Raw genomic sequence first — 19,759 nt, forward strand, 5'->3', positions numbered from 1 at the left:
CTAGACACCTTAAAATCGATGAAAACTCCAGATAAAAAATTGAACCGACTCGCGTCTGAAAAAAGTCCTTATTTACTCCAACATTCCGCCAACCCAGTGGATTGGTTTCCATGGTCTGAAGAGGCCTTTGCAAAGGCGAAATCCGAGAATAAACTGATCTTCTTATCCATCGGTTACGCTACCTGTCATTGGTGTCATGTAATGGAAAAGGAATCGTTTGAGAACGAAACGACTGCGGAAGTTTTAAATAGAGATTACGTTTCCATTAAGGTGGATCGGGAAGAAAGACCGGACGTGGATCGGATCTATATGGACGCGTTACATGCCATGGGACAGCAGGGTGGCTGGCCTTTAAATATGTTTTTAACTCCCGAAGGAAAGCCGATTACTGGCGGGACGTATTTTCCTCCTGTCCCTAAGTATGGAAGAAAAAGTTTTACGGAAGTTTTGGGAATTTTAAACGGTTTATGGAAGGAGAAAAAAGAAGAATTACTCGAGGCATCCGAAGATCTGACCAAACACTTAAAAGAATCGGAAGAAACTCGAGCATTTGCAGATACTTCCGAGATTTCTTCTCCGGGCCCGGAAATTTTCGAGAATGGATTTTTATTATATGATCGATTTTACGATCCGGATTACGCGGGTTTTAAATCCAATTCTGTAAATAAATTTCCACCCAGCATGGGGCTCGGTTTTTTATTACGTTATCATAAATCTACAGGTGAACCCAAAGCTCTCGAAATGGTGGAAGAGACACTGACCGCAATGAAGAAGGGTGGGATATACGATCAGATCGGCGGGGGACTTTGCAGGTATTCCACCGACCATCATTGGTTGGTACCACATTTCGAGAAGATGTTGTACGATAATTCTCTCTTTTTGGAAGCTTTAGTAGAATGTTACCAAGCGGTAGGAGAAAATAAATACAAGGATTATGCATACGATGTGATCGAATATCTTCATCGCGATATGAGATTGCCTGGAGGTGGAATTGCGAGCGCAGAAGATGCTGATTCGGAAGGAGAAGAGGGCTTATTCTATCTTTGGACAAAAGAAGAAGTAAGAGAAGTCTGCGGACAAGACGCTTTTCTCTTGGATGAATTTTGGAATATCACCGAAAAAGGAAATTTTGAAGAGAAAAATATCCTACATGAAACATTCAGAATGAACTTCTCCAGACTGCACGGTTTGGAACCTTCCGAATTGGAAGAGATTGTTTCCAAAAACAGAAAAAAACTATTAGAAAGACGCTCCCATAGGATCAGACCGCTTAGGGACGATAAAATTTTATTTTCTTGGAACTGTTTGTATATCAAAGCCCTAACAAAAGCTGCAATGGCATTTGGGGACGGGGATCTATTAAGAGAAGCGGAAGAAACTTATAAATTCCTGGAAAAAAATCTGATCCGAGAGGATGGAAGACTGCTCAGAAGGTTTAGAGAGGGAGAGGCAAGATTTTTAGCATATAGCTCTGATTATGCGGAATTTGTTTTAGCTTCTTTGTATCTGTTCCAAGCAGGAAAAGGATTCAGGTATCTGGAAAATGCGATACGATACACCGAAGAAGCGATCCGACTTTTTAGGAGTCCTTCCGGCGCGTTTTTCGATTCAGGTATAGACGGAGAGACATTGCTCAGAAGAACTGTGGATGGATACGATGGAGTGGAACCTTCTGCCAATAGTTCCTTTGCGACCGCATTAGTGATACTTTCAAAGTTAGGAGTGGACTCTGAAAAATATCTGCAATATGCGGATTCTATCTTCTCCTTTTTCAAATCCGAATTGGAAACATACCCGATGAATTATCCATATATGCTTTCCGCATTATGGCTTAGAAAATCTCCCGGAAGAGAACTTGCGGTAGTTTATTCAAGTCAGGAAGAATTATTGCCGATCTGGAAAGGTGTCGGCTCCTTATTCTTACCGGAAACCGTGCTTATATGGGCAAACGATAAAGAAGCGGAAGAAAATGGAGAAAAATTCCTGCTTCTAAAAAATAGGAATTCAGGCGGGGGAGTGAAGGCGTACGTCTGTGTAGGATCCTATTGCGAACTTCCCGTATCGGACTGGACTAGTTTACGAGCAAAATTGATAGAGGATTAAGAGAGCTCTATTCTCTCCGCATCTCTCCAAAGCCTGTCCAGATTATAATACTCTCTTTTTTCCGGGGTCATGATATGGACTATGAATTCGCCGTAGTCCAATAAAGTCCAACCGGAGGAAGCGGATGTTCCTGTTTTATCCGTTTCCTTATGAGGTAATTTAAAACTTTTTAATGCTTTTTTGATCTCTCTTGCGACTGCGTTTGCTTGAACTGCGGAGTTTACGGTGCAGATCAAAAAGAAACTCAAGTATGAATGCACTGATTCTAAGTTTAAGACCGCGATCTCTTCGCATTTTTTATCCTGCATGATCTTATGGATCGTTTTTAGGATTTCCATCGTGTTTTCCGGGGTATTTTTGGGGGAAGGACTCATATTTATTTTTTAGGCTCGATATCGGATCCTAAGAGCACGGTGGAATCCAGCCCAAGGTCCTTTCTTAATACATGGTATACTTTTGTTTTTTCTAATATGGAGGAGATTTTATCCGCGACAGCGGTATTCCCGGAACGATCTAAGATGATCGTTTTTTTTACGTCTTTGGTCCAGGCATTGTCTACGGAGAGTACTTTGATCCTTTTATCCGCCAAGGTCGCTCTCACATCCTTTGCAAGACCGGGCACATCGGTCCCGTTCAAAACTTCCGTTCTGGCATATTCCCCATCCGTGAAAATTTCAGCGGAAACATCTTTATGGAATTTTCGGACAGCGACAGAAGCCCTGGCCGGATCCGCAGTTAGGAATAAACGTCTTGTTTTGGGATCCAGAGCGGGTTCTCCCGGAAGTTCCGTGATCCCGAATGCGAGTCTATGAGAGGTGGCGAATTTTAGAAGAGTATAAAAATCCTCTTTGGAAAAATCCGAATCGATCAGATTGAAGACCATTTCCGACCAAAATGAATTAAGAAGTTCTTTGTTTTCATATAAAGTTTCGTAAACGGATAGGACCGCACTCTCTTGTCTGCTGATCCGATCTAGATAATCCAATGTTTCCTTCTTATCCATATAAGAAACGTAATCATACACATCTTCGCCCGAATAAGCATACAAACCGGGTTCCCTAACATAAGAAGGAGAAACCCTATTAGTTCGGTTATCGGTGTATAAATTCACTCCGCCTAAAATATCTACGATCTTGATAAAGGAAGAAGCGTTGATCTTAACGGTATAATTCGGTTTGGAACCTAAGATGTCCTGGATTGCCTCTTTTACCGCCGAGGTTGCCTTGGATTTAATTTGTTCTAAAGTATCTTCCGGATCTTCGAATGTGGTGATCGGATGAAAGAAGAATAAGCCGACCCTTTCTTGGGAAGGGAAGATGGTGGCTAAAAATCCGAACTCATACACGTCGTCGTTTCCTACTGCATGGAAAAGAATATGGATCGGTTTACCGGAACTGATCTTTTCGTCCAGACCGGTCCTTCTGAAATTGCGAAATAGAAAAAATAACAGTGCCAAAAACAGAAAACCTGCGGCAATCCATAGTGGAAGAAGATTAAAAGGTCGAATCGGTTTGTTAGGACTCAAATCAAAGCCTCGGATGATTCCATTCAGAAAGAAAAAATAACCCTGTCAATTGGATAATTTTCCCAAGGCGAAATGATACATAGCGATCGTCCTATTATGGATCGCTCCTTTATTATTCAACAGGTTCTGCATAGTATGGACGGTCTTATTTAATACGGCGAGGTATAGATTTTCCTTGGCTTTGTTTCTCCAATCCGAATAATCCTTTTGTCTTTCCGCAAACTCGGAACCTAAAAAATCGGCCGCATACAAGATACAATCCAAGAGGTTTAAGTCCTCTCCACCTAAAGTATGGTGTTTCACTGCATCTAAAACGGATCTTGTTTTTAAGCCGTATTCCGTTTCCAGATAATAGGCTGCGGATCTCGAATGCCAGGCCGCCTCCGGAAGTTTAGGGGCTTCTAGATCTCCTAGTTTTGTAAATAGATCTAAATGGAACTCTTTAGTTTTTTGTTTGGTGATATCGTGTACTACACCGGCTAAATAAGCTTCGTTTGTCTCGTTCGGAGAATGAATACTTGCAAGTTCCTCCGCGATCTCAGCCACTCTTAGACTATGCTCCCAGCGGGTTTTAGTAATTTCTTTTGGAACAATATCAGTAAAATATTGTATTTGTTCTGTAGTAGTATTCAGGATCATCTCTTATATATAAGACTGACGGTCTTAGCAATAGGATCTATTTTTAAGTATGATATCCCATACTTTTTGGGACAATACAATCGGTTTCCTATTTTCCAAAATACATTTAGGAAGTTCTTCTCTAAGATTGGTAGATGCAGCTTCTACGATCAGGTTTTGTAAAAATACGATCTTATCTTGGAATTTTTGCAAGTGTGCGTTTTGTGGTACGGACTGGGAGAATCTTCTGAACACCAAAAGAGAATCCACCTTATCCAAAATATTTTCCCAGTTTTTCCATTTATGGAATTCGGAATATTGATCTTCTCCGATCAAAAGGGCAAGTTTATCATTTGGCCGACCTTTCAAAAGTTCTAAAATAGTTTCTTCCGTAAAACTCGGAGTTTCTCTTTTGATCTCCCAGTCCCAAATTTTCGTATTCGGAAAACTTTCGAACTGGGCCTGAACAAGATCTATGATCGATTCAGGAGGAGTTTTTTTATTCTGTTTCCAGGGAGAAGTATGGTTTGGAACGATCAGAAGTTCTTTTGCATTCGGAAAATTTTTCCAAAAACTGGACGCCACTTCCGCATGACCTAGATGCGGAGGATCAAAACTCCCGCCAAAAACTCCGACCAGATCGGAAGAGATCATAAAAAGAAGAAGGTCCCTTAACCTCGGACCTGTCCTTCTCCTTCCGCATACGTTGTGGTAGTTGTAAGATGTACGAGTCCCATCGGACCTCTTACATGCAATTTTCCTGTGGAAATCCCGACTTCCGCTCCGAGCCCAAATTCTCCTCCGTCATGAAAACGAGTGGAGATATTCACAAAAATCGCAGCGGAGTCCAAGGAGCGACTAAAAAAGTTCGCAGCGCTTATATCTTCCGTCACGATCGCTTCGGTGTGACCCGAGCTAGTCGCTTCTATGAATTCGATCGCTTCTTCTATCTTATCCACAGTTTTGACGGAAAATCTGAGATCTAAAAATTCCTCTAGATAGTCCTCGTCCTTAACAGGTTGGCCTTTCGGAAAGATCGAAAGTGATCTTGGATCCAAAAGTAGTTGTACACCTTTGGAAGCGAGTTCTTCCAATAATTCTTTAATGTAGGGATATTGAGAATGAATAATTAAGTTTTCCGCAGCATTACAAACTCCGGGTCTTTGCACCTTGGAATTGACTGCAATCGGTAAAACTTTTTTAGGATCTGCGGATTTATCTATATAAAGATTCACCACACCCTTATCATGTTTTACCACAGGGATCAGTGAATTTTCGGAAACAAAACGGATGAGACCTTCTCCACCTCTAGGGACGACTATATCGATATGAGAAGTTTGTTTTAGGAAAGGGATCATATATTCTCTTTCCGTTCTATCCACAAATGTGACCGCATTTGCAGGTAGACCTTCTTCTTTTAAACAGTCTTGGAAAATTTTAGCGAGGATCGTGTTGGAGTGGATTGCTTCCGAACCGCCGCGCAAGATACACGCATTTCCGGATTTGAAAGATAAAGCTCCCACATCGATCGTAACATTCGGCCTGGATTCGTAGATCACCATGACCACACCCAAAGGAACTCTTTTTGTATTCAGGCGAATCCCATTCGGAAGAGTAGCACCTCTTACGGTTTCTCCGACTGGATCAGGAAGAGCCTTAATTTCCAGAACCGCGTTAGACAAGCTTTGGATCCTTTTTTCGTCCAGAGTCAATCTATCCAAAAGTGCGGAAGATAGTCCTTTTGCTTTTCCTACTTCCAGATCCTTTGCGTTCTCTTTTAAAATTTCGGATTTTCTCTCGACCAAAGCGGAGGCAAGTTTTTCCAAAACTCTATTCTTTTGGGAAGTATTTATGGATCGAATTTGTCTATAAGCATCTTTCGCGGATTTACAAAGTTCGTCCACGTAGATGGATTCTGCGGATCTTTGGATCATTCCTGGCCTCCGTTACGTTTGGCTCGGAGAATGGATTTAATTTCCTCCTCCGTAAAATGTTTCTTCTTACCGTTAGAGACAACCAATGTCCCGAGTGTATTCGTTTCTATAAACTCACGCACGCAATTTTTGCGATTCCCGTCTATGATCCCGCAAGGAATTCCCGCCTCGCTGGAGATAGAAGCCGCCTTGAGTTTGGTATACATTCCGCCTGTGCCAGGGCCGCTTGGGCCTCCCGCTTGGGAAAGTTCGGGTTTTCCTACTTCTTCCAAGAAAGGGAGAAGTTTTCCGTCTTTTAAAAAACCTTCCACACCTGTGAGTATGATCAGAAGATCCGCCTCTACGATTAGACTTACGATCGCCGAAAGAACGTCGTTATCTCCGAATTTTACTTCTTCGGTGGCGACCGAGTCGTTTTCGTTTACGATCGGCAGAATGCCCCAATCCAAAAGTTGTCCGAAAGTGTTTTTCAGATTTTTAAATCCTTCCGGATTTTCCATGTCCAAAACGCCGAATAGGATCTGAGCGATCGGAAGATTTACCTTAGAAAAAAAACTATCGTATAAGTTCACCAAGCGGTTTTGGCCCATGGCAGCTAGAGCTTGCTTTTCCGGAAGAGATTCTCCGGCTTCTGCGGAGTTCGGTAACGAGGATAAAAGTTTTCTTCCTCTTGCGATTGCTCCTGAGGAAACTAGGATCACTTGTTTTCCAAGATCCCTTAAATGGCGTATATCCGAAACCAGGCTGAAAAGGAAATCGTTTACTTCCTCTTCCGAGCCTGCAAGTCTTGCGGAACCTATTTTGATTACAATTTTATTGGCTGTTTTGATTCTCTCGTTCAGATCATTTCGATTCATCTGAATTTTCCCGGTGTTCTTCTTCGTAAAAATGGTTTTTTTCCAATTCTTTTTGGAAGAAAGTGGAATCCATTGCGGAAAGTAATTCCTCTAAGTTGATCTCTTCTTGGGCGGAAATTGGGATCACCTTTCCCAAAGAAGAAACGGATCTGAGTAGTTCTTCCGTAAAACTCTGGTCTTCCCAGATGTCTATTTTATTTAAAACGATCAAATGTGGTCGATTGAGAAGTTCCGGATTATAAGATTTCAATTCCGATTGAAGCATCTTAAAATCCTCCTGAATGTCCAGAGCGGCTGCATCAAAAACGTATAATATACCTTTTACTCTTTCTATATGTCTTAAAAAGGAAAGTCCTAGGCCTATTCCCTTACTTGCGCCTTCCACGATCCCGGGAATATCCGCCAAGGTATAACGATAGATATCTCCTTTTCTTTTTACCACGCCTAAGTTGGGAGAAAGAGTCGTGAACGCATATCCTGCGATCTTAGGGTGTGCCTCGGTGATCTTAGAAAGTAGGGTAGACTTGCCCGCATTCGGAAGTCCTACAATTCCCACGTCCGCCAGAAGTTTTAGGCTGAGACGTAGATGTTTGTATTCTCCATCCTCTCCGGGTTGGGAAAATTTGGGAGTTTGGTGTGTGGAAGATTTGAAATGGGTATTTCCTTTTCCTCCTCTTCCACCTTTTACGACTAAAAATTCATCGTCGTCTTTTATGAAATCGTAAAGTAGTTCCCCGCTTTCCTCGTCGAACACTTGAGTTCCGAGAGGAACAAAAAGGATCAGGTCTTCTCCCTTTTTTCCGGATCTTTCGTTACCTTCTCCCGGGAATCCGTCCTGGGCGCGAAATCTTCTTTTAGTAAGATAACGATCCAATGTAACCATGGAAAGGTTAGGGCGGATGATAATATTTCCGCCGACTCCTCCATCCCCACCGTCCGGTCCGCCGAATTCCACATACTTTTCTCTTCGAAAATGCATGGACCCGGCTCCACCATGTCCGGCGGTAACTTCGATCAGAACTTCATCTATAAACTTTTCCATGTCGAACTAGGGCCTAAAAATAAAAAAAGAAAGGCTTAGGGGAAAAAATCCCCGGAAGGCCTTTCTTTTCCACGCACTAAATCTGAGATCTAATGCTTATTTCGGGTAAACGGAAACTTGAACTTTCGTTTTGGAAACTTGTTCAAATTTAACGTGACCTTCTACAAGAGAGTAAAGTGTATGATCTTTACCTACACCTACGTTCTTTCCTGCATTTAATCTAGTTCCTCTTTGGCGAACGAGAATATTACCTGCGAGAACGAGTTCTCCACCGAAACGTTTTACACCAAGACGTTTGGATTGGGAATCGCGTCCGTTTTTGGAAGAACCGCCACCTTTCTTATGTGCCATGTTTATTCTCCTATGAGTTCAATTTCAGAAGGATATTGTTCCTTCAAGTTGACTAGTCCGCTTGTCACGAGATCGAAACTCGTATGAACGATCGGATCGGTCGTTTTTCGGGAGAGGATCTTGAAGTCCAAGAGTCCGTCTCCGATTACCGCTTCTTCTGCCAAACCTTCCTTGCTTAAATGCAAGTAAAGAGTTTGGATGAGTACTCCGACAGCGGCGCAGAGAAGATTTTGTCCTTTGGATCCGTGCATCTTGGAAGCATGCCCGGAAGATTCCAAACCTAGGATTTCTTCTCCTTTTCGGAGTATCTTTATCCGGATCAAACTGCCGAAAGAGAAACTACCTTAACTTTTTGCAGTTGTTGTCTATGTCCCCAGGTTCTCTGAGAGTTTTTACGTTTTTTGTAAACGTATCCTCTTACTTTTTCTCCCTTTACATCTTCCAATACTTTCAGGGAGACTTTAGCGGATTTGAGTTCCGGAGAGCCGATATGAACCTTATTATTTTCAGCAAATAGTAGGACCTTAGCATCGAAGGTGTCACCGGCATTTTTACCTGTTTTTTCAGTCAGGAATTCAAGATCCTGAGTGACTTTGAATTGTCGGTTGCCGACAGAGATGATCGCAAACATGATTACTGGCCTAGTTTTCTCGAGTTTTGACCAGTTTTGACCGGTAGGAGTCGGTGTCAAGGGTTTTGGAGTACGATTTCCCAGGAAGAAGTTTGGCAATTGTCCTCTACCTTCCGTTATCCGGGTTTTAAATCTTGCTTAGATTTCCGGGAATCGAATCTAATAGTCTATACTAGTATGAGATATCTTAGCGCTAAGAAAAAAGATTTAGGAGACGGCTTTTTCGTTAGAAGAGTCCTTCCTCAAATCGAAGCCAGATCTTTAGGACCTTTTGTTTTTTTGGACCACATGGGTCCCCTTCCCATCAAGACCGGAACTGAAATTGTAGTACGACCTCATCCTCATATTGGTCTTGCTACGGTAACGTACCTGTATGATGGAGTGATCACTCACAGGGACAGTATCGGAAAGGTGGAAGATATTCGTCCCTTCGAAGTGAACTGGATGACCGCAGGTTCCGGGATCGTACATAGCGAAAGATCCAAGCTTGATCCAGAATTTAGCATCTTAGAAGGTATCCAAACCTGGGTGGCACTTCCCAAAGAATTCGAAGAGACTGCCCCTGAATTCTTCCATCACGAAAGAGAAGAATTGCCCATTGTCAGCGGTGGAGGTTGGGAACTTAGGCTGATCGCAGGTTCTTTCATGGGAGAAGTTTCTCCGGTGAAAGTATATTCTCCATTATTCTATGCGGACCTAGAGGTGGAGGCAGGCGCTGAAGTAGAACTGCCCGTTTCTCAAGATCAAGAAGCTGGCATCTATGTCGCAAGAGGAAAGGTAGACGCGGAAGGAAAGAATGTCTCAGTAGGAGACATGGCGATCTATCCAAAAGGTGGGGCAGTCAAATTCAGAGCGGAAGAAACTTCCAGGATTGTATTCTTGGGCGGAGTCCCACTTTCTACCCCAAGGCATATGTATTGGAACTTTGTATCCAGTTCCTTAGAAAGGATAGAAAAAGCAAAATTGGATTGGAAAGAAGATCGATTTGCTCACGTGCCTGGGGAGACGGAGAGGATCCCGTTACCGGAACATTAGGATCGTTCAAATCGTTTAAAACCGGCTATTAATAGCGATTGAATAGATTCTTTTTCATTGCTTTGAAAAGAATTTCCTAAAATTCCACCTTGTCACCCTGGCCCTTCCGTAAATTTTGGTCATAGCATGGAAATCCGCAATATAGCCATTATCGCACACGTTGACCACGGGAAAACAACCCTTCTGGACGGCATTTTACGCCAAACCGGCGCAGTAACAGCCAAAGAAGATGGGGAAAGGATCATGGATAGTAATGATCTCGAAAAAGAAAAAGGGATCACTATCAAGGCCAAAAATACCGCAGTTATTTATAAGGGAACTCGTATCAACGTAGTAGATACTCCAGGTCACGCGGATTTCGGAGGAGAGGTGGAACGAGTACTTTCGACAGCGGATTCCTGCCTTCTTCTTGTGGACGCATTCGACGGACCCATGCCCCAAACCAGATTCGTATTGGGAAAGTCCCTGCAACTAGGACATAGACCTATCTTAGTAATTAATAAAATAGATAGAGATGGAGCCCGTCCTGATGCAGTCGTGGACATGGTTTTCGATTTGTTCAGCGATTTAGGTGCAACCAATGAACAATTGGATTTTCCGATCGTTTACGCTTCCGCAAAACAAGGTTGGGCCGTCAGCAAGTTAGAAGATGCTCCGGGAACCAATTTGGATCCACTTTTGGATACTGTACTTTCTCATGTTCCTCCGGTTAAAGCGAATATAGACGCAGCTTTACAATTCCAAGTTACTTCTTTGGATTATAACGATTATGTAGGTCGTATCGCAATCGGTAAGATCTATAACGGAAGACTACAAAGAGGGATGAACGTTGTCCAACTTTCCCCTAAAACGAACGGAAGGGACGAATCCCAAGTTTTAAAAATCACGAAATTATATAACTTTGAAGGACTCAAACGGAACGAGATCGAAGAGGCGGAAGCCGGAGACATCGTTGCAATTGCAGGACTACCCGATGTATTTATCGGGGACACTGTTTGTGAACCCGGCAGACCTGCAGCTATGCCTGCCATCGAGGTAGAAGAGCCTACAGTTTCCATGTTTTTCATGGTAAACAATTCTCCATTTGCCGGTAAGGAAGGAAAATACGTAACTACCAGAAATATCCGCGAACGTCTGGATAGAGAGTTGGAAACAAATGTTGCAATGCGTTTGGAAGAAACCGAAGATAAGGACCGCTTCAAGGTTTTAGGTCGAGGAGAATTACATCTTTCCGTACTCATCGAAACCATGAGAAGAGAAGGTTTCGAACTACAAGTTTCCCGCCCTGAGGTAATCATCAAGAAGGGAGAAAACGGAGAAAAACTAGAGCCTTACGAGTATCTAGTAATGGATCTACCCGATCAATTCACAGGAAGTATTATCTCCGAGTTGAACCGCAGAAAAGGAGAGCTTCAATTGATGGATGCTCATCCCTCCGGAATGACCAGGGTAGAATTCGTAATTCCAACCAGAGGTATTATCGGGTTCCGAGGATATTTCGTAACCGAAACGAAAGGGGAAGGAGTAGCATCCAGCCGTTTCCTTCGATTCGATCTGTATAAGGGAGAAATTCCAGGAAGAAAGAACGGAGCATTAATCTCTATGGACTCCGGAGAAACCACTGGATACGCGCTTTGGAAAATCCAAGAAAGAGGAGAGCTATTGATCGATCCTCAAACTCCTGTGTATCCGGGAATGATCATCGGGATCCACTCCAGAGACAATGACCTGGAAGTGAACCCTGTAAAAGAGAAAAAACTGACTAACGTACGATCTTCCGGAGCGGATGAGGCAATCAGGCTCGTTCCTCCTCGTAAATTCAGCTTAGAGCAGAATATCGAATTCTTGGACGACGATGAACTTCTGGAAGTAACTCCTCAGAGCTTGCGACTTCGTAAGAAATACTTAGATGCAAATATGAGAAAGCGCGCCGGAAAGTAAGACTAAACTAAAGCGTTTCCAACAAAGAAGAAGGCTCGCAGTTGCGGGCCTTTTTTTGTGCACCCTGCCCAATGGTTTTTTACCCGCCGCATTGTATCGGTCGTTACAGGGATTTCGTTACACCAAATGGTATAAAATATATTAGAATTTTAGAATATTCCTTTCTTTTATTTTTAATTGAACGATCGATTTAATATTATTTTTCCTTCCTTACTTATAATTCTCTTATTTTCTCAATTGACAATTTTGCACTGTTTTATAATCACCTTTGTGGGCCGGAGACACGGAAGAGGTGGACAAAGGTTCAAATAGCGAACGTTCGAAATTAAAAAATTAAATCGATTGTTTGTTATATATAAAAAGAACTCCTTCCTAAAGAGGCAAAGCCAGGGAAGTGAGATCCGTAGAGAGAATAGTTTAAAAGAAGAGGGTTAAGGAGAATGTTAAAAAGAGCAAAGTTAATGGTAGCTGGGGTTCTATTCCTAGCGGCGGGAGCAGTGAGCGCATCTGGAGGAGGTTCTTCAAGCAAACCTTTGGCCGGAGCTTATCCGATCGTAATGACTCATGGTATTTTCGGTTGGGGTAAATCCACTGGTATTGTTGACTATTGGGGCGGAAACGCAGCTTATCTTCAATCCCAAGGAGCCACTGTTCTCACTCCTACTGTGACAGCTACGAACTCTTCTGCAGCAAGAGCTTCTCAGTTGAAAACGGCGATCCAGACTGCAATGGCAGCTAATAATTACACCGGAAAAGTCCATATCATCGGACATTCCCAAGGTGGATTGGACGCAAGATACCTAGTTTCGAATCTTAGCTTTGCAAGTAAAGTAGCGACTCTCACTACACTCAACACTCCTCACAAAGGAAGTCCAGTTGCGAGCGTGATAGAGGCAGTGATCCCAAGTTGGGCATTACCTTATGTAGGAACAGTTATCAATTCTTTAGTAGGTGTAGTTTACGGACAATCTAGCCAAAACGTAGTTGCCGCATTAAAACTTCTGACTGTAAGCGGTGCCAGTTCTTTTAACGCAAGCACTCCAAACGTTTCCGGAGTTAAGTATTTCTCTTACGGATCATATATGATCGGGAATGACCTGATCCAACACCCTGCAATGGGACTAATCGCTCCTATTTGTTCCATCGGAGCGCCGTTCTATGGACAAAGTATTTGGAATGACGGTGTGGTTCCTGAAGATTCACAAAGATGGGGAACTTGGAAAGGTGGACCTTCTTACGGAATCCTTACCACAGGTGTGGATCACTTACAAGCAACCAACGCATTGTATTCAGGACAGTTCTGGTACGATACGAAAGGTTATTTCTTAAAAATAGCTTCCAACGCAAAAAGTAACCAATAGTAGCAGGTTTCGATCCTGTATTACGGGAAGACGCCTCCGTTACGGAGGCGTTTTTTTTATCCAAAATATTTTTAGGTCTTATTAATCTTTATTTTTGATCTTTTCCAATTCGCGGATCAGCTCCTCTTTGGAAACATTCGGATCTTGTTTTAATCTTCGGATCAATTCGTCTGCGCTTTCTTTTTGAGAAATTGTCTTACTATCTACGACTCCGTCCAGAATGATAGAAGAGAAGTTTTGGACCTTAGGAGCGGTAAGTCCAGGTTTGGTTTTGTTCAGTTCTACCACGGCTACATGTTCGAATACTTCCTGGACCTGGCCTGGATACTCGGCGATCTTGATCGGAGTTCCCGCTGTGAGGGGATCCGTAGTGGAAAAAAAAGCAAAGAAGTTTTGTTTACCTTCCGTTTGAGGAAATGCTTCCCCATCCAAAGGAAATAATACTACTCCTGCCACCTCGTTATCTATCGTCTTCCTGAACTTTCCTAAATTTAAGGAGATCCTGCCTAGAAGTGGATTCCCGATCCTTCTGTACACGTCTCCATTGGAGAATACGATGGAATTTTTATCCTGAGAAAGTTCTGCGGATCTTCCGCTTCCTTCGCCTATTAATTTTCCGAATTCTTTCACTTTTACAAAAGGTCCGAAGGCACGTACTGCCCATTTTTTAGGGTCTTCCGTATTTTGCCCGTGGTAGTTGCGATGGAATTCTTTGGATAGTGTTTCGAAAAATAAAAGTTCTCTATCGCTAGTCTGTAGTTTTCCGGATTTAACTTTTAATTCTTCCCGGTTTTCGCTGATGCTAAATTGGAGTCTTGTTAAAATTTCGTGAGTGAATTCCATCTCTCCTTTTGCGGTGCGCCGGATCCAGAGAGTTTGAATTTTAATCTTTCCTTTTTCAAACCATTCTTTTGATCTTTCATTCACATAAAAACCTGCCAGTTCCGGGATTGCAGGGGTAGGTTTACCTTTCAAGCTATCTCCGCAGTTTATGAGAATGCCGAACAATAGTAAAAGAGGTACGGTTATTTTGAAACGCTTTCGAAACATTTGAATTACGTTAGTTTGTTACCGGAAAGGGTAAAGAAAAAAATGGATCCATATTCTCTTGACAAAGCTGTAGTTTTCTTAGATTAATGAGCGATAAAATCAATGGACCCTGAGCCGACAGATTACCGCTTTCGAAATCTACTTTCTTTAGTTTTTTGTATCTTCGTAATTTCCTGCAATTCTTTCGAAGCACCCGTCGCTCAAAAAGGTGTTTTAGACTTAACTCATTGGGATTATAGATCCAGCCCTACCATAAATTTACAGGGAGAATGGTCTTTTTTTCCGAATACATTTCAGCCTGACGATAATTCCGAAAAGCCAGAAGAGTTTCGTAAAGTCCCGGGCGTTTGGTCCGGCAACAGTTATGCGCTTCTTAAATTGAAAATTTTTCTTCCTGAAAAACACGGACGATTAGCGATCTATTCCAAACATCAGGCGACCGCCTTTGAAATTTTGATTAACGGAGTTTCCGCCGGGAGTTCGGGAAAACCGGGAACATCTTCAGAGACAAGTATTCCGGATAATCGCCCGGTTTATTATGAATGGGACGAGTCGGCTAACGAAGTGGATATTAGTTTCAAAATTTCTAATTTCCATCATAGGTTGACCGGGCTTTGGTTCGATATCCGTTTCGGCGATGCCGAGGCCGTTTATAAAGAAACTCTAATACTTAGGGATTGGGACCTTTTTTTGGCGGGACTTTTTTTTATGTCCACCATTTACCATCTGGGTCTTTTTTTTCTCAGAAGGCAGGATCGCACTCCTTTAGTATTCGCTTTATTCTGCTTTTGTTTATTTCTTCGTTTATTCGTAACCGAGGAAAAATTGATCCAATTCTATTTTCCTTGGGTGGATTATCCACTTTCCATGAATTTGGAATATCTTACCATGTATGCCGCTTTACCTTTAGGGCTTCATTTTTTGAGACATTCCTTTCCGGTCTATTTTCCTCGAAAATGGATGTTATTATTTTATCTCATCTCATTTACATTTTCTTTAAGTACAATTTTTCCTTTTCCTATACCTTCCTTGCCAATTCCTTATTTTCAGATGGTCTTTTTGGGTGGGGTAGTATTCGCACTTGTGGTACTTTTTAGGGCGATCATTCATAAAGAACAATATTCTATCGCGATCGGATTTGCCATATTCGCTCTTATCTTAGCGGGGATTTTCGATATGCTTGCCGCTCGACAGATCATATTCGCTAGGTTTATTATTCCAATCGGAATGTTCGTGGCCATTCTTACCCAGACATTCATTCTCTCTTCTAGATACAGAGATCTATATAGAGAAAAGGAAAAACTTTCGGATCGACTACAACGTTTGAACGAGACCTACAGTAGATTCGTACCTATCAGCTTTTTGGAATTTTTAGGTAAGGGAAAGTTGGAGGATATGAGGCCCGGGGATCAGATCAAAAAGGAGATGACCATCCTATTTGCGGATATCAGGTCTTTTACCGAGATCTCGGAAAGTCTGGACTCCAAGGAAAGTTTCGAATTACTAAATTCATATATTTCAGAGATGGAACCTCTCATTCATTCCAATCGCGGTTTTGTGGATAAGTATTTTGGGGACGCGATCATGGCTTTGTTTCCGGAAAGTTCGGACGATGCGGTGAATGCCGCCATCTCGATGCAAAATCGTATTTTGGATTATAATCAAAGAAGAATGGACCAAGGAAATCGTGCGATCGGAGTAGGGATCGGTATCCATACGGGTTCCTTGATGATGGGCCTTGTCGGTTCAGGAGATCGTATGGAAAGTACGGTGATCTCGGATGTGGTACATCTGGCTTCTAAATTGGAAGCTCTGAATAAATATTACGGCTCTAGTATATTGATCAGCGAAGATACTTATTCAAAATTAAACTCTTCCGAAAAATTCCTACTTCGGAAATTGGATAAACTCAAATTTAGAGGGAAAGAAGAACCTAAGGCAATCTATGAGCTGGGAGATCATTTGAGTAAAACCGAAAAAGAAGCATTCCTAAGATCGAAAGGCAATTTTGAAAGAGGAGTCGAACTTTTTCATTCCGGAAAGTATTTGGATTCAGGCGAATCCTTTCGGGAAGCATTGAGGATCTATTCCGGAGACAGGGCCGCGAACTTGTATTTAAAACGTTGCACGGAACAAATTTATTCTTCCAATACAAAAGTGCAACCCGGTCCGGATCTAGCTTAAGGTCATTCTCCGTTTAAAAACAAGGTTTCTTCCGCTTCTTCCTGGGAATCTTCGGAAGCGGAATCCAAAGACTTGCGGACCTTGGCGCCTAGTTTACGGATGTTCTCCGCTCTTCCTAAAAGGTTTCCTCTGCCTGATTTTAATTTTCCGAGAACGGCATCGTAATTGTCTTTGGACTTATCAATGGATTTTCCTAGAACTTCCAGAGCGGTAACGATCTCTACGATCTTATCGTACATCTTACCGGATTCTTCCGCGATCTGTTCCGAATTTTTGTTTTGTTTTTCCTTTCTCCAAAGATTGGCCACCATTTTTAAGGAAACCATTAGAGTGGAAGGGGTAACGATTAGGATATTTTTTGCGTAAGCATCTTCTAAAAATTTCGGATCCGTACGAACTGCTTCGTAATAAGAAGGTTCCACGGGTAAAAACATCAATACGAAGTCCAGAGATTCTATCCCGTACAAGGACTGGTAATTTTTCTTATATAACCCGGAGACATGCTCATATAAACTTTTAAGATGTTTTTGTAGAGCCGCCTTTTTTACTTCTTCCGTTTCTGCCGAAGCATATTCCACGTAAGCCGTTAAGGAGACTTTGGAGTCTATTACGATCGATTTACCGGAAGGAAGTTTGACTACTATATCCGGTCTCAATCTTCCGTCTTCCGTTTGTACGGACTCCTGAGCTGTGTATTCCCTTCCTTTGACAAGACCGCTATTCTGGAGAATATTTTCGAGTATTCCTTCGCCCCAATCCCCTTGCGTTTTCGAATTTCCTTTCAGAGCGGACGCCAAACTTTTAGCGTCTTCTGAAAGAGTTTTATTCATTTCTAATAGATTATTGATCTGAGCCTTTAAGTTTGCGGTATCGTCCTTATGTTCTTTATGAGAAAGTTCCACTTTTACGCCGAATTTTTCAATTTCGTCCTTAAACGGGCGAAGCAAGTCGGTGATCTTTTCGTGGGTCTGCTGGCTGAATTTTTGGGAGTTATCTAACAGAGCTTGATTGGCTGCATGTTTGAACTTTTCGTCAAGCTTGGTCATAAGCTCTTCGAATTCTTTTTTTTGGTTCTCCAATCTTTCTTTCAAAAGATCGGATTCTTTCTTCATAGCTTGGTAATAGCCGATCGCTTTTTCCGTTTTTTCGGAATTCTCTTTTAATTCTTTTTCTAACTGGAGGATCCTTTCTTTGGATCTTTGTTCCGAGGTGAGAAGGCCCGCTTTTTCTAATTTTAACTTTTCGTGTTCATTCGGATTGATACCGGACTCTTTTGAATAGAGGGCTTTGGCTAAAAAGAATGCCAGGCCAAATCCTATAAGAAGACCGGTGAGTAATACGATTGCAAATTCCATTTTGACTCCTTTTTGGAATTCGGTACAATTCGGGATACCTATTTCCAGGATAGAATTTCCATTTTATGGGGACCCCGGACAAATTTGGGATCCCTGGTGAGAATTTAAAAAATTAATTTTTTCCTTTTTTACGGGAAGGGCCTGAACCTGAGCCTTTTTTATTGCCTGAGTGGAATCGATTGGTGTTTCGATTTTTATCCTTATGGTCCCGTTTTCCGTTTTGTTTGGATTTTCCACCGAAACGTCTATCTCTGTCGTTTCTCGAATGACTTTCTTTTTCTCGGAAACCCCTTTGATCTTGGTCAAAACGGACTTCGGAGTCGAATTTTTCGGACTTATCCGCAAGGGCCAATTTGAATAGCGCTGCCGCTATTCGTTCCGCCGGAATTCCTTCGGAGGTAAGTTTCTTAACGAGTTTGGAATATTCGGAAACGTCTCCTTCCTCCGCAACTTCTTTTACGATATGGGAATATTCTAAAAATTTCTTTTCCGTGAGTTCTGAAATATCAGGGACTTTTCCGAGTTCCATTTCGAATTCATGGTCTTCTCTGATCTTGCGTAATGTTTTGAAGTCCTTATTAGAAACAAAACTGAGCGCGAGTCCTTTTCTTCCAGCTCTTCCTGTTCTACCGATACGGTGCACATAGTCTTCGGAATCTCTAGGGATATCGTAATTAAATACTGCTTCTACGTCGCTTACATCAATTCCTCTTCCGGCTACGTCAGTTGCTACAAGAACTGTAACAAGTCCAGAGCGAAATCCGGACATTACCTTGTTTCTTTGGTTTTGGGAAAGATCTCCATGCAATCCTTCGGAGAATACTCCTTTGGATTTTAAGAATTCCACAAGTTCATCCACTCGGACCTTAGTATTACAAAATACTAAAGAAGCCTTAGGAGTATGATATTCTAAAAGGCGTATCAATGCCTCGTGTTTGAGGCCTTCTCTCATTTCAAAATAGATCTGCTGGATCTTAGGTCGGTCCGCTTTTCCTCCGGTCACATCTACAACCTTGGGAGAATTTTGGAACTTTTTAGTGATCCCCATCACCTTTGCGGAAAGGGTTGCGGAGAACAGAATAGTCTGTCTTTCTTCCGGGACCTTTGCAAGAATGATTTCCATGTCCTCCAAAAATCCCATGTCCAACATTTCGTCCGCTTCGTCTAGGATCACCATTTTGACTTTGCTCAAATCCAAGGTTTTGCGATCCATATGATCCATGGTCCTTCCAGGTGTACCGACGATCACTTGCGGTTTTCTTTTTAATGCCTTGAATTGTTTGGTGATATCGTCTCCGCCGTAGATTGCGACTACTTGGAAATCTTCTTTATATTTTCCTAATTTTCTATACTCTTCCGCGACTTGGACCACCAATTCTCTTGTCGGGCAGAGTACTAATACTTGAGGTGACTGTTCTTTTTCTTCCAGTATTTCTAAACTTGGAATTGCGAATGCCGCCGTTTTACCTGTTCCTGTACGGGAATGACCGATTACGTCCCTTCCGGAAAGAATCAGTGGAATAGCTTCGGATTGGATGGAAGAAGGTTCGGTAAATCCTAGATCGGATACGGCTTTTAATACGTCCTCGGATATACCGAGTTCATGGAATGTTTTTTTAGGTTTCAAAGATAGCTCCTGGGATACTTGCGTAAATTTTTACGGTATCCTCACGATTATGCCTTTCCGGCTAAGAGCTTGGATCTTTATAGAATGGTCCTATTTAAACATAAAGGAAAGATTTAGGCTCTGGTATCGTTTCTTCCATGAATTC

18 protein-coding genes are annotated in these 19,759 nt (G+C 42.2%); 5 read left to right on the forward strand and 13 right to left on the reverse strand.

The features are described from left to right. Window positions 1-18 precede the first annotated feature (18 nt). Window positions 19-2,103, forward strand: coding sequence for a thioredoxin domain-containing protein (locus LEP1GSC192_RS17355; RefSeq protein ID WP_020771337.1), 2,085 nt, complete (start codon window positions 19-21; stop codon window positions 2,101-2,103). Here the strand turns inward: LEP1GSC192_RS17355 and rsfS are convergent. The 10 genes from rsfS to rplU all read right to left on the reverse strand — a co-directional run bounded on the left by rsfS (window position 2,100) and on the right by rplU (window position 9,061). Continuing rightward, complete coding sequence (rsfS, locus tag LEP1GSC192_RS17360) at window positions 2,100-2,477, reverse strand: ribosome silencing factor (protein WP_036090842.1); 378 nt, start codon at window positions 2,475-2,477, stop codon at window positions 2,100-2,102. The genes LEP1GSC192_RS17355 and rsfS overlap by 4 nt on opposite strands. A gap of 2 nt (window positions 2,478-2,479) precedes the next feature. Then, window positions 2,480-3,628, reverse strand: coding sequence for an LCP family protein (locus LEP1GSC192_RS17365; RefSeq protein ID WP_020771493.1), 1,149 nt, complete (start codon window positions 3,626-3,628; stop codon window positions 2,480-2,482). Window positions 3,629-3,673: 45 nt separating this feature from the next. Then, the gene (yqeK, locus tag LEP1GSC192_RS17370; protein WP_020771128.1) at window positions 3,674-4,267 is read right to left on the reverse strand and encodes a bis(5'-nucleosyl)-tetraphosphatase (symmetrical) YqeK; all 594 of its coding nucleotides are present in this window, start codon (window positions 4,265-4,267) and stop codon (window positions 3,674-3,676) included. Between the two features lie 24 nt (window positions 4,268-4,291). After that, window positions 4,292-4,900, reverse strand: coding sequence for a nicotinate-nicotinamide nucleotide adenylyltransferase (locus LEP1GSC192_RS17375; protein WP_020771255.1), 609 nt, complete (start codon window positions 4,898-4,900; stop codon window positions 4,292-4,294). 17 nt (window positions 4,901-4,917) lie between these two features. Beyond that, window positions 4,918-6,180 carry a glutamate-5-semialdehyde dehydrogenase gene (locus LEP1GSC192_RS17380; protein WP_020771197.1) on the reverse strand — a complete coding sequence of 421 codons (1,263 nt, stop codon included), beginning with the start codon at window positions 6,178-6,180 and terminating at the stop codon, window positions 4,918-4,920. After that, complete coding sequence (gene proB / locus LEP1GSC192_RS17385) at window positions 6,177-7,037, reverse strand: glutamate 5-kinase (RefSeq protein WP_020771535.1); 861 nt, start codon at window positions 7,035-7,037, stop codon at window positions 6,177-6,179. The genes LEP1GSC192_RS17380 and proB overlap by 4 nt, the downstream gene beginning before the upstream one ends. Further along, entirely contained in the window at window positions 7,024-8,079 is a 1,056-nt protein-coding gene (gene obgE / locus LEP1GSC192_RS17390; RefSeq protein ID WP_020771415.1) for a GTPase ObgE, read from the reverse strand. Before obgE ends, proB begins: the two co-directional genes overlap by 14 nt. Before the next feature lie 96 nt (window positions 8,080-8,175). After that, complete coding sequence (rpmA, locus tag LEP1GSC192_RS17395) at window positions 8,176-8,430, reverse strand: 50S ribosomal protein L27 (RefSeq protein ID WP_020771288.1); 255 nt, start codon at window positions 8,428-8,430, stop codon at window positions 8,176-8,178. Between the two features lie 2 nt (window positions 8,431-8,432). Then, window positions 8,433-8,753 (reverse strand): ribosomal-processing cysteine protease Prp, encoded by a 321-nt coding sequence (locus LEP1GSC192_RS17400; RefSeq protein WP_020771163.1) that lies wholly within the window; start codon window positions 8,751-8,753, stop codon window positions 8,433-8,435. Further along, the gene (gene rplU, locus LEP1GSC192_RS17405; protein ID WP_008593635.1) at window positions 8,750-9,061 is read right to left on the reverse strand and encodes a 50S ribosomal protein L21; all 312 of its coding nucleotides are present in this window, start codon (window positions 9,059-9,061) and stop codon (window positions 8,750-8,752) included. The genes LEP1GSC192_RS17400 and rplU overlap by 4 nt, the downstream gene beginning before the upstream one ends. A gap of 177 nt (window positions 9,062-9,238) precedes the next feature. Between rplU and LEP1GSC192_RS17410 the strand changes: the two genes are divergently transcribed. The 3 genes from LEP1GSC192_RS17410 (at window position 9,239) to LEP1GSC192_RS17420 (ending at window position 13,398) form a co-directional block, all read left to right on the forward strand. After that, a complete protein-coding gene (locus LEP1GSC192_RS17410; RefSeq protein WP_036090845.1) occupies window positions 9,239-10,096 on the forward strand; it encodes a pirin family protein in 858 nt (285 codons plus the stop codon). Window positions 10,097-10,222: 126 nt separating this feature from the next. Further along, window positions 10,223-12,037: a translational GTPase TypA gene (typA, locus tag LEP1GSC192_RS17415; RefSeq protein ID WP_036090847.1), complete on the forward strand. Its 1,815-nt coding sequence runs from the start codon at window positions 10,223-10,225 to the stop codon at window positions 12,035-12,037. 440 nt (window positions 12,038-12,477) lie between these two features. Beyond that, on the forward strand, window positions 12,478-13,398 hold the full coding sequence (locus LEP1GSC192_RS17420; RefSeq protein ID WP_036090850.1) for a triacylglycerol lipase: 921 nt from the start codon (window positions 12,478-12,480) through the stop codon (window positions 13,396-13,398). A gap of 81 nt (window positions 13,399-13,479) precedes the next feature. Here the strand turns inward: LEP1GSC192_RS17420 and LEP1GSC192_RS17425 are convergent, their stop codons facing one another. Continuing rightward, window positions 13,480-14,448: a hypothetical protein gene (locus LEP1GSC192_RS17425; RefSeq protein WP_036090853.1), complete on the reverse strand. Its 969-nt coding sequence runs from the start codon at window positions 14,446-14,448 to the stop codon at window positions 13,480-13,482. Window positions 14,449-14,550: 102 nt separating this feature from the next. Here LEP1GSC192_RS17425 and LEP1GSC192_RS17430 point away from each other — a divergent pair, with 102 nt between their 5' ends. Continuing rightward, on the forward strand, window positions 14,551-16,632 hold the full coding sequence (locus LEP1GSC192_RS17430) for an adenylate/guanylate cyclase domain-containing protein (protein WP_020771502.1): 2,082 nt from the start codon (window positions 14,551-14,553) through the stop codon (window positions 16,630-16,632). Between the two features lie 2 nt (window positions 16,633-16,634). Here the strand turns inward: LEP1GSC192_RS17430 and rmuC are convergent, their stop codons facing one another. Further along, window positions 16,635-17,987, reverse strand: coding sequence for a DNA recombination protein RmuC (gene rmuC, locus LEP1GSC192_RS17435; RefSeq protein WP_020771244.1), 1,353 nt, complete (start codon window positions 17,985-17,987; stop codon window positions 16,635-16,637). A gap of 112 nt (window positions 17,988-18,099) precedes the next feature. Beyond that, window positions 18,100-19,614 carry a DEAD/DEAH box helicase gene (locus LEP1GSC192_RS17440; RefSeq protein ID WP_020771419.1) on the reverse strand — a complete coding sequence of 505 codons (1,515 nt, stop codon included), beginning with the start codon at window positions 19,612-19,614 and terminating at the stop codon, window positions 18,100-18,102. Window positions 19,615-19,759 lie beyond the last annotated feature (145 nt).

The organism is Leptospira sp. B5-022 (genome assembly GCF_000347035.1).
In the GTDB taxonomy this organism is placed as follows: Bacteria; Spirochaetota; Leptospiria; order Leptospirales; family Leptospiraceae; genus Leptospira_B; species Leptospira_B cinconiae.

Excerpts from the sequence above, each read along its gene's own strand:
- proB (WP_020771535.1), bottom strand. The coding sequence starts at position 7,037 with ATGAATCGAAATGATCTGAACGAGAGAATCAAAACAGCCAATAAAATT.
- rpmA (WP_020771288.1), bottom strand. The coding sequence starts at position 8,430 with ATGGCACATAAGAAAGGTGGCGGTTCTTCCAAAAACGGACGCGATTCC.
- LEP1GSC192_RS17380 (WP_020771197.1), bottom strand. The coding sequence starts at position 6,180 with ATGATCCAAAGATCCGCAGAATCCATCTACGTGGACGAACTTTGTAAA.
- LEP1GSC192_RS17375 (WP_020771255.1), bottom strand. The coding sequence starts at position 4,900 with ATGATCTCTTCCGATCTGGTCGGAGTTTTTGGCGGGAGTTTTGATCCT.
- obgE (WP_020771415.1), bottom strand. The coding sequence starts at position 8,079 with ATGGAAAAGTTTATAGATGAAGTTCTGATCGAAGTTACCGCCGGACAT.
- typA (WP_036090847.1), top strand. The coding sequence starts at position 10,223 with ATGGAAATCCGCAATATAGCCATTATCGCACACGTTGACCACGGGAAA.
- yqeK (WP_020771128.1), bottom strand. The coding sequence starts at position 4,267 with ATGATCCTGAATACTACTACAGAACAAATACAATATTTTACTGATATT.
- rmuC (WP_020771244.1), bottom strand. The coding sequence starts at position 17,987 with ATGGAATTTGCAATCGTATTACTCACCGGTCTTCTTATAGGATTTGGC.
- LEP1GSC192_RS17420 (WP_036090850.1), top strand. The coding sequence starts at position 12,478 with ATGTTAAAAAGAGCAAAGTTAATGGTAGCTGGGGTTCTATTCCTAGCG.
- LEP1GSC192_RS17355 (WP_020771337.1), top strand. The coding sequence starts at position 19 with ATGAAAACTCCAGATAAAAAATTGAACCGACTCGCGTCTGAAAAAAGT.
- LEP1GSC192_RS17425 (WP_036090853.1), bottom strand. The coding sequence starts at position 14,448 with ATGTTTCGAAAGCGTTTCAAAATAACCGTACCTCTTTTACTATTGTTC.
- LEP1GSC192_RS17430 (WP_020771502.1), top strand. The coding sequence starts at position 14,551 with ATGGACCCTGAGCCGACAGATTACCGCTTTCGAAATCTACTTTCTTTA.
- rplU (WP_008593635.1), bottom strand. The coding sequence starts at position 9,061 with ATGTTTGCGATCATCTCTGTCGGCAACCGACAATTCAAAGTCACTCAG.
- rsfS (WP_036090842.1), bottom strand. The coding sequence starts at position 2,477 with ATGAGTCCTTCCCCCAAAAATACCCCGGAAAACACGATGGAAATCCTA.
- LEP1GSC192_RS17410 (WP_036090845.1), top strand. The coding sequence starts at position 9,239 with ATGAGATATCTTAGCGCTAAGAAAAAAGATTTAGGAGACGGCTTTTTC.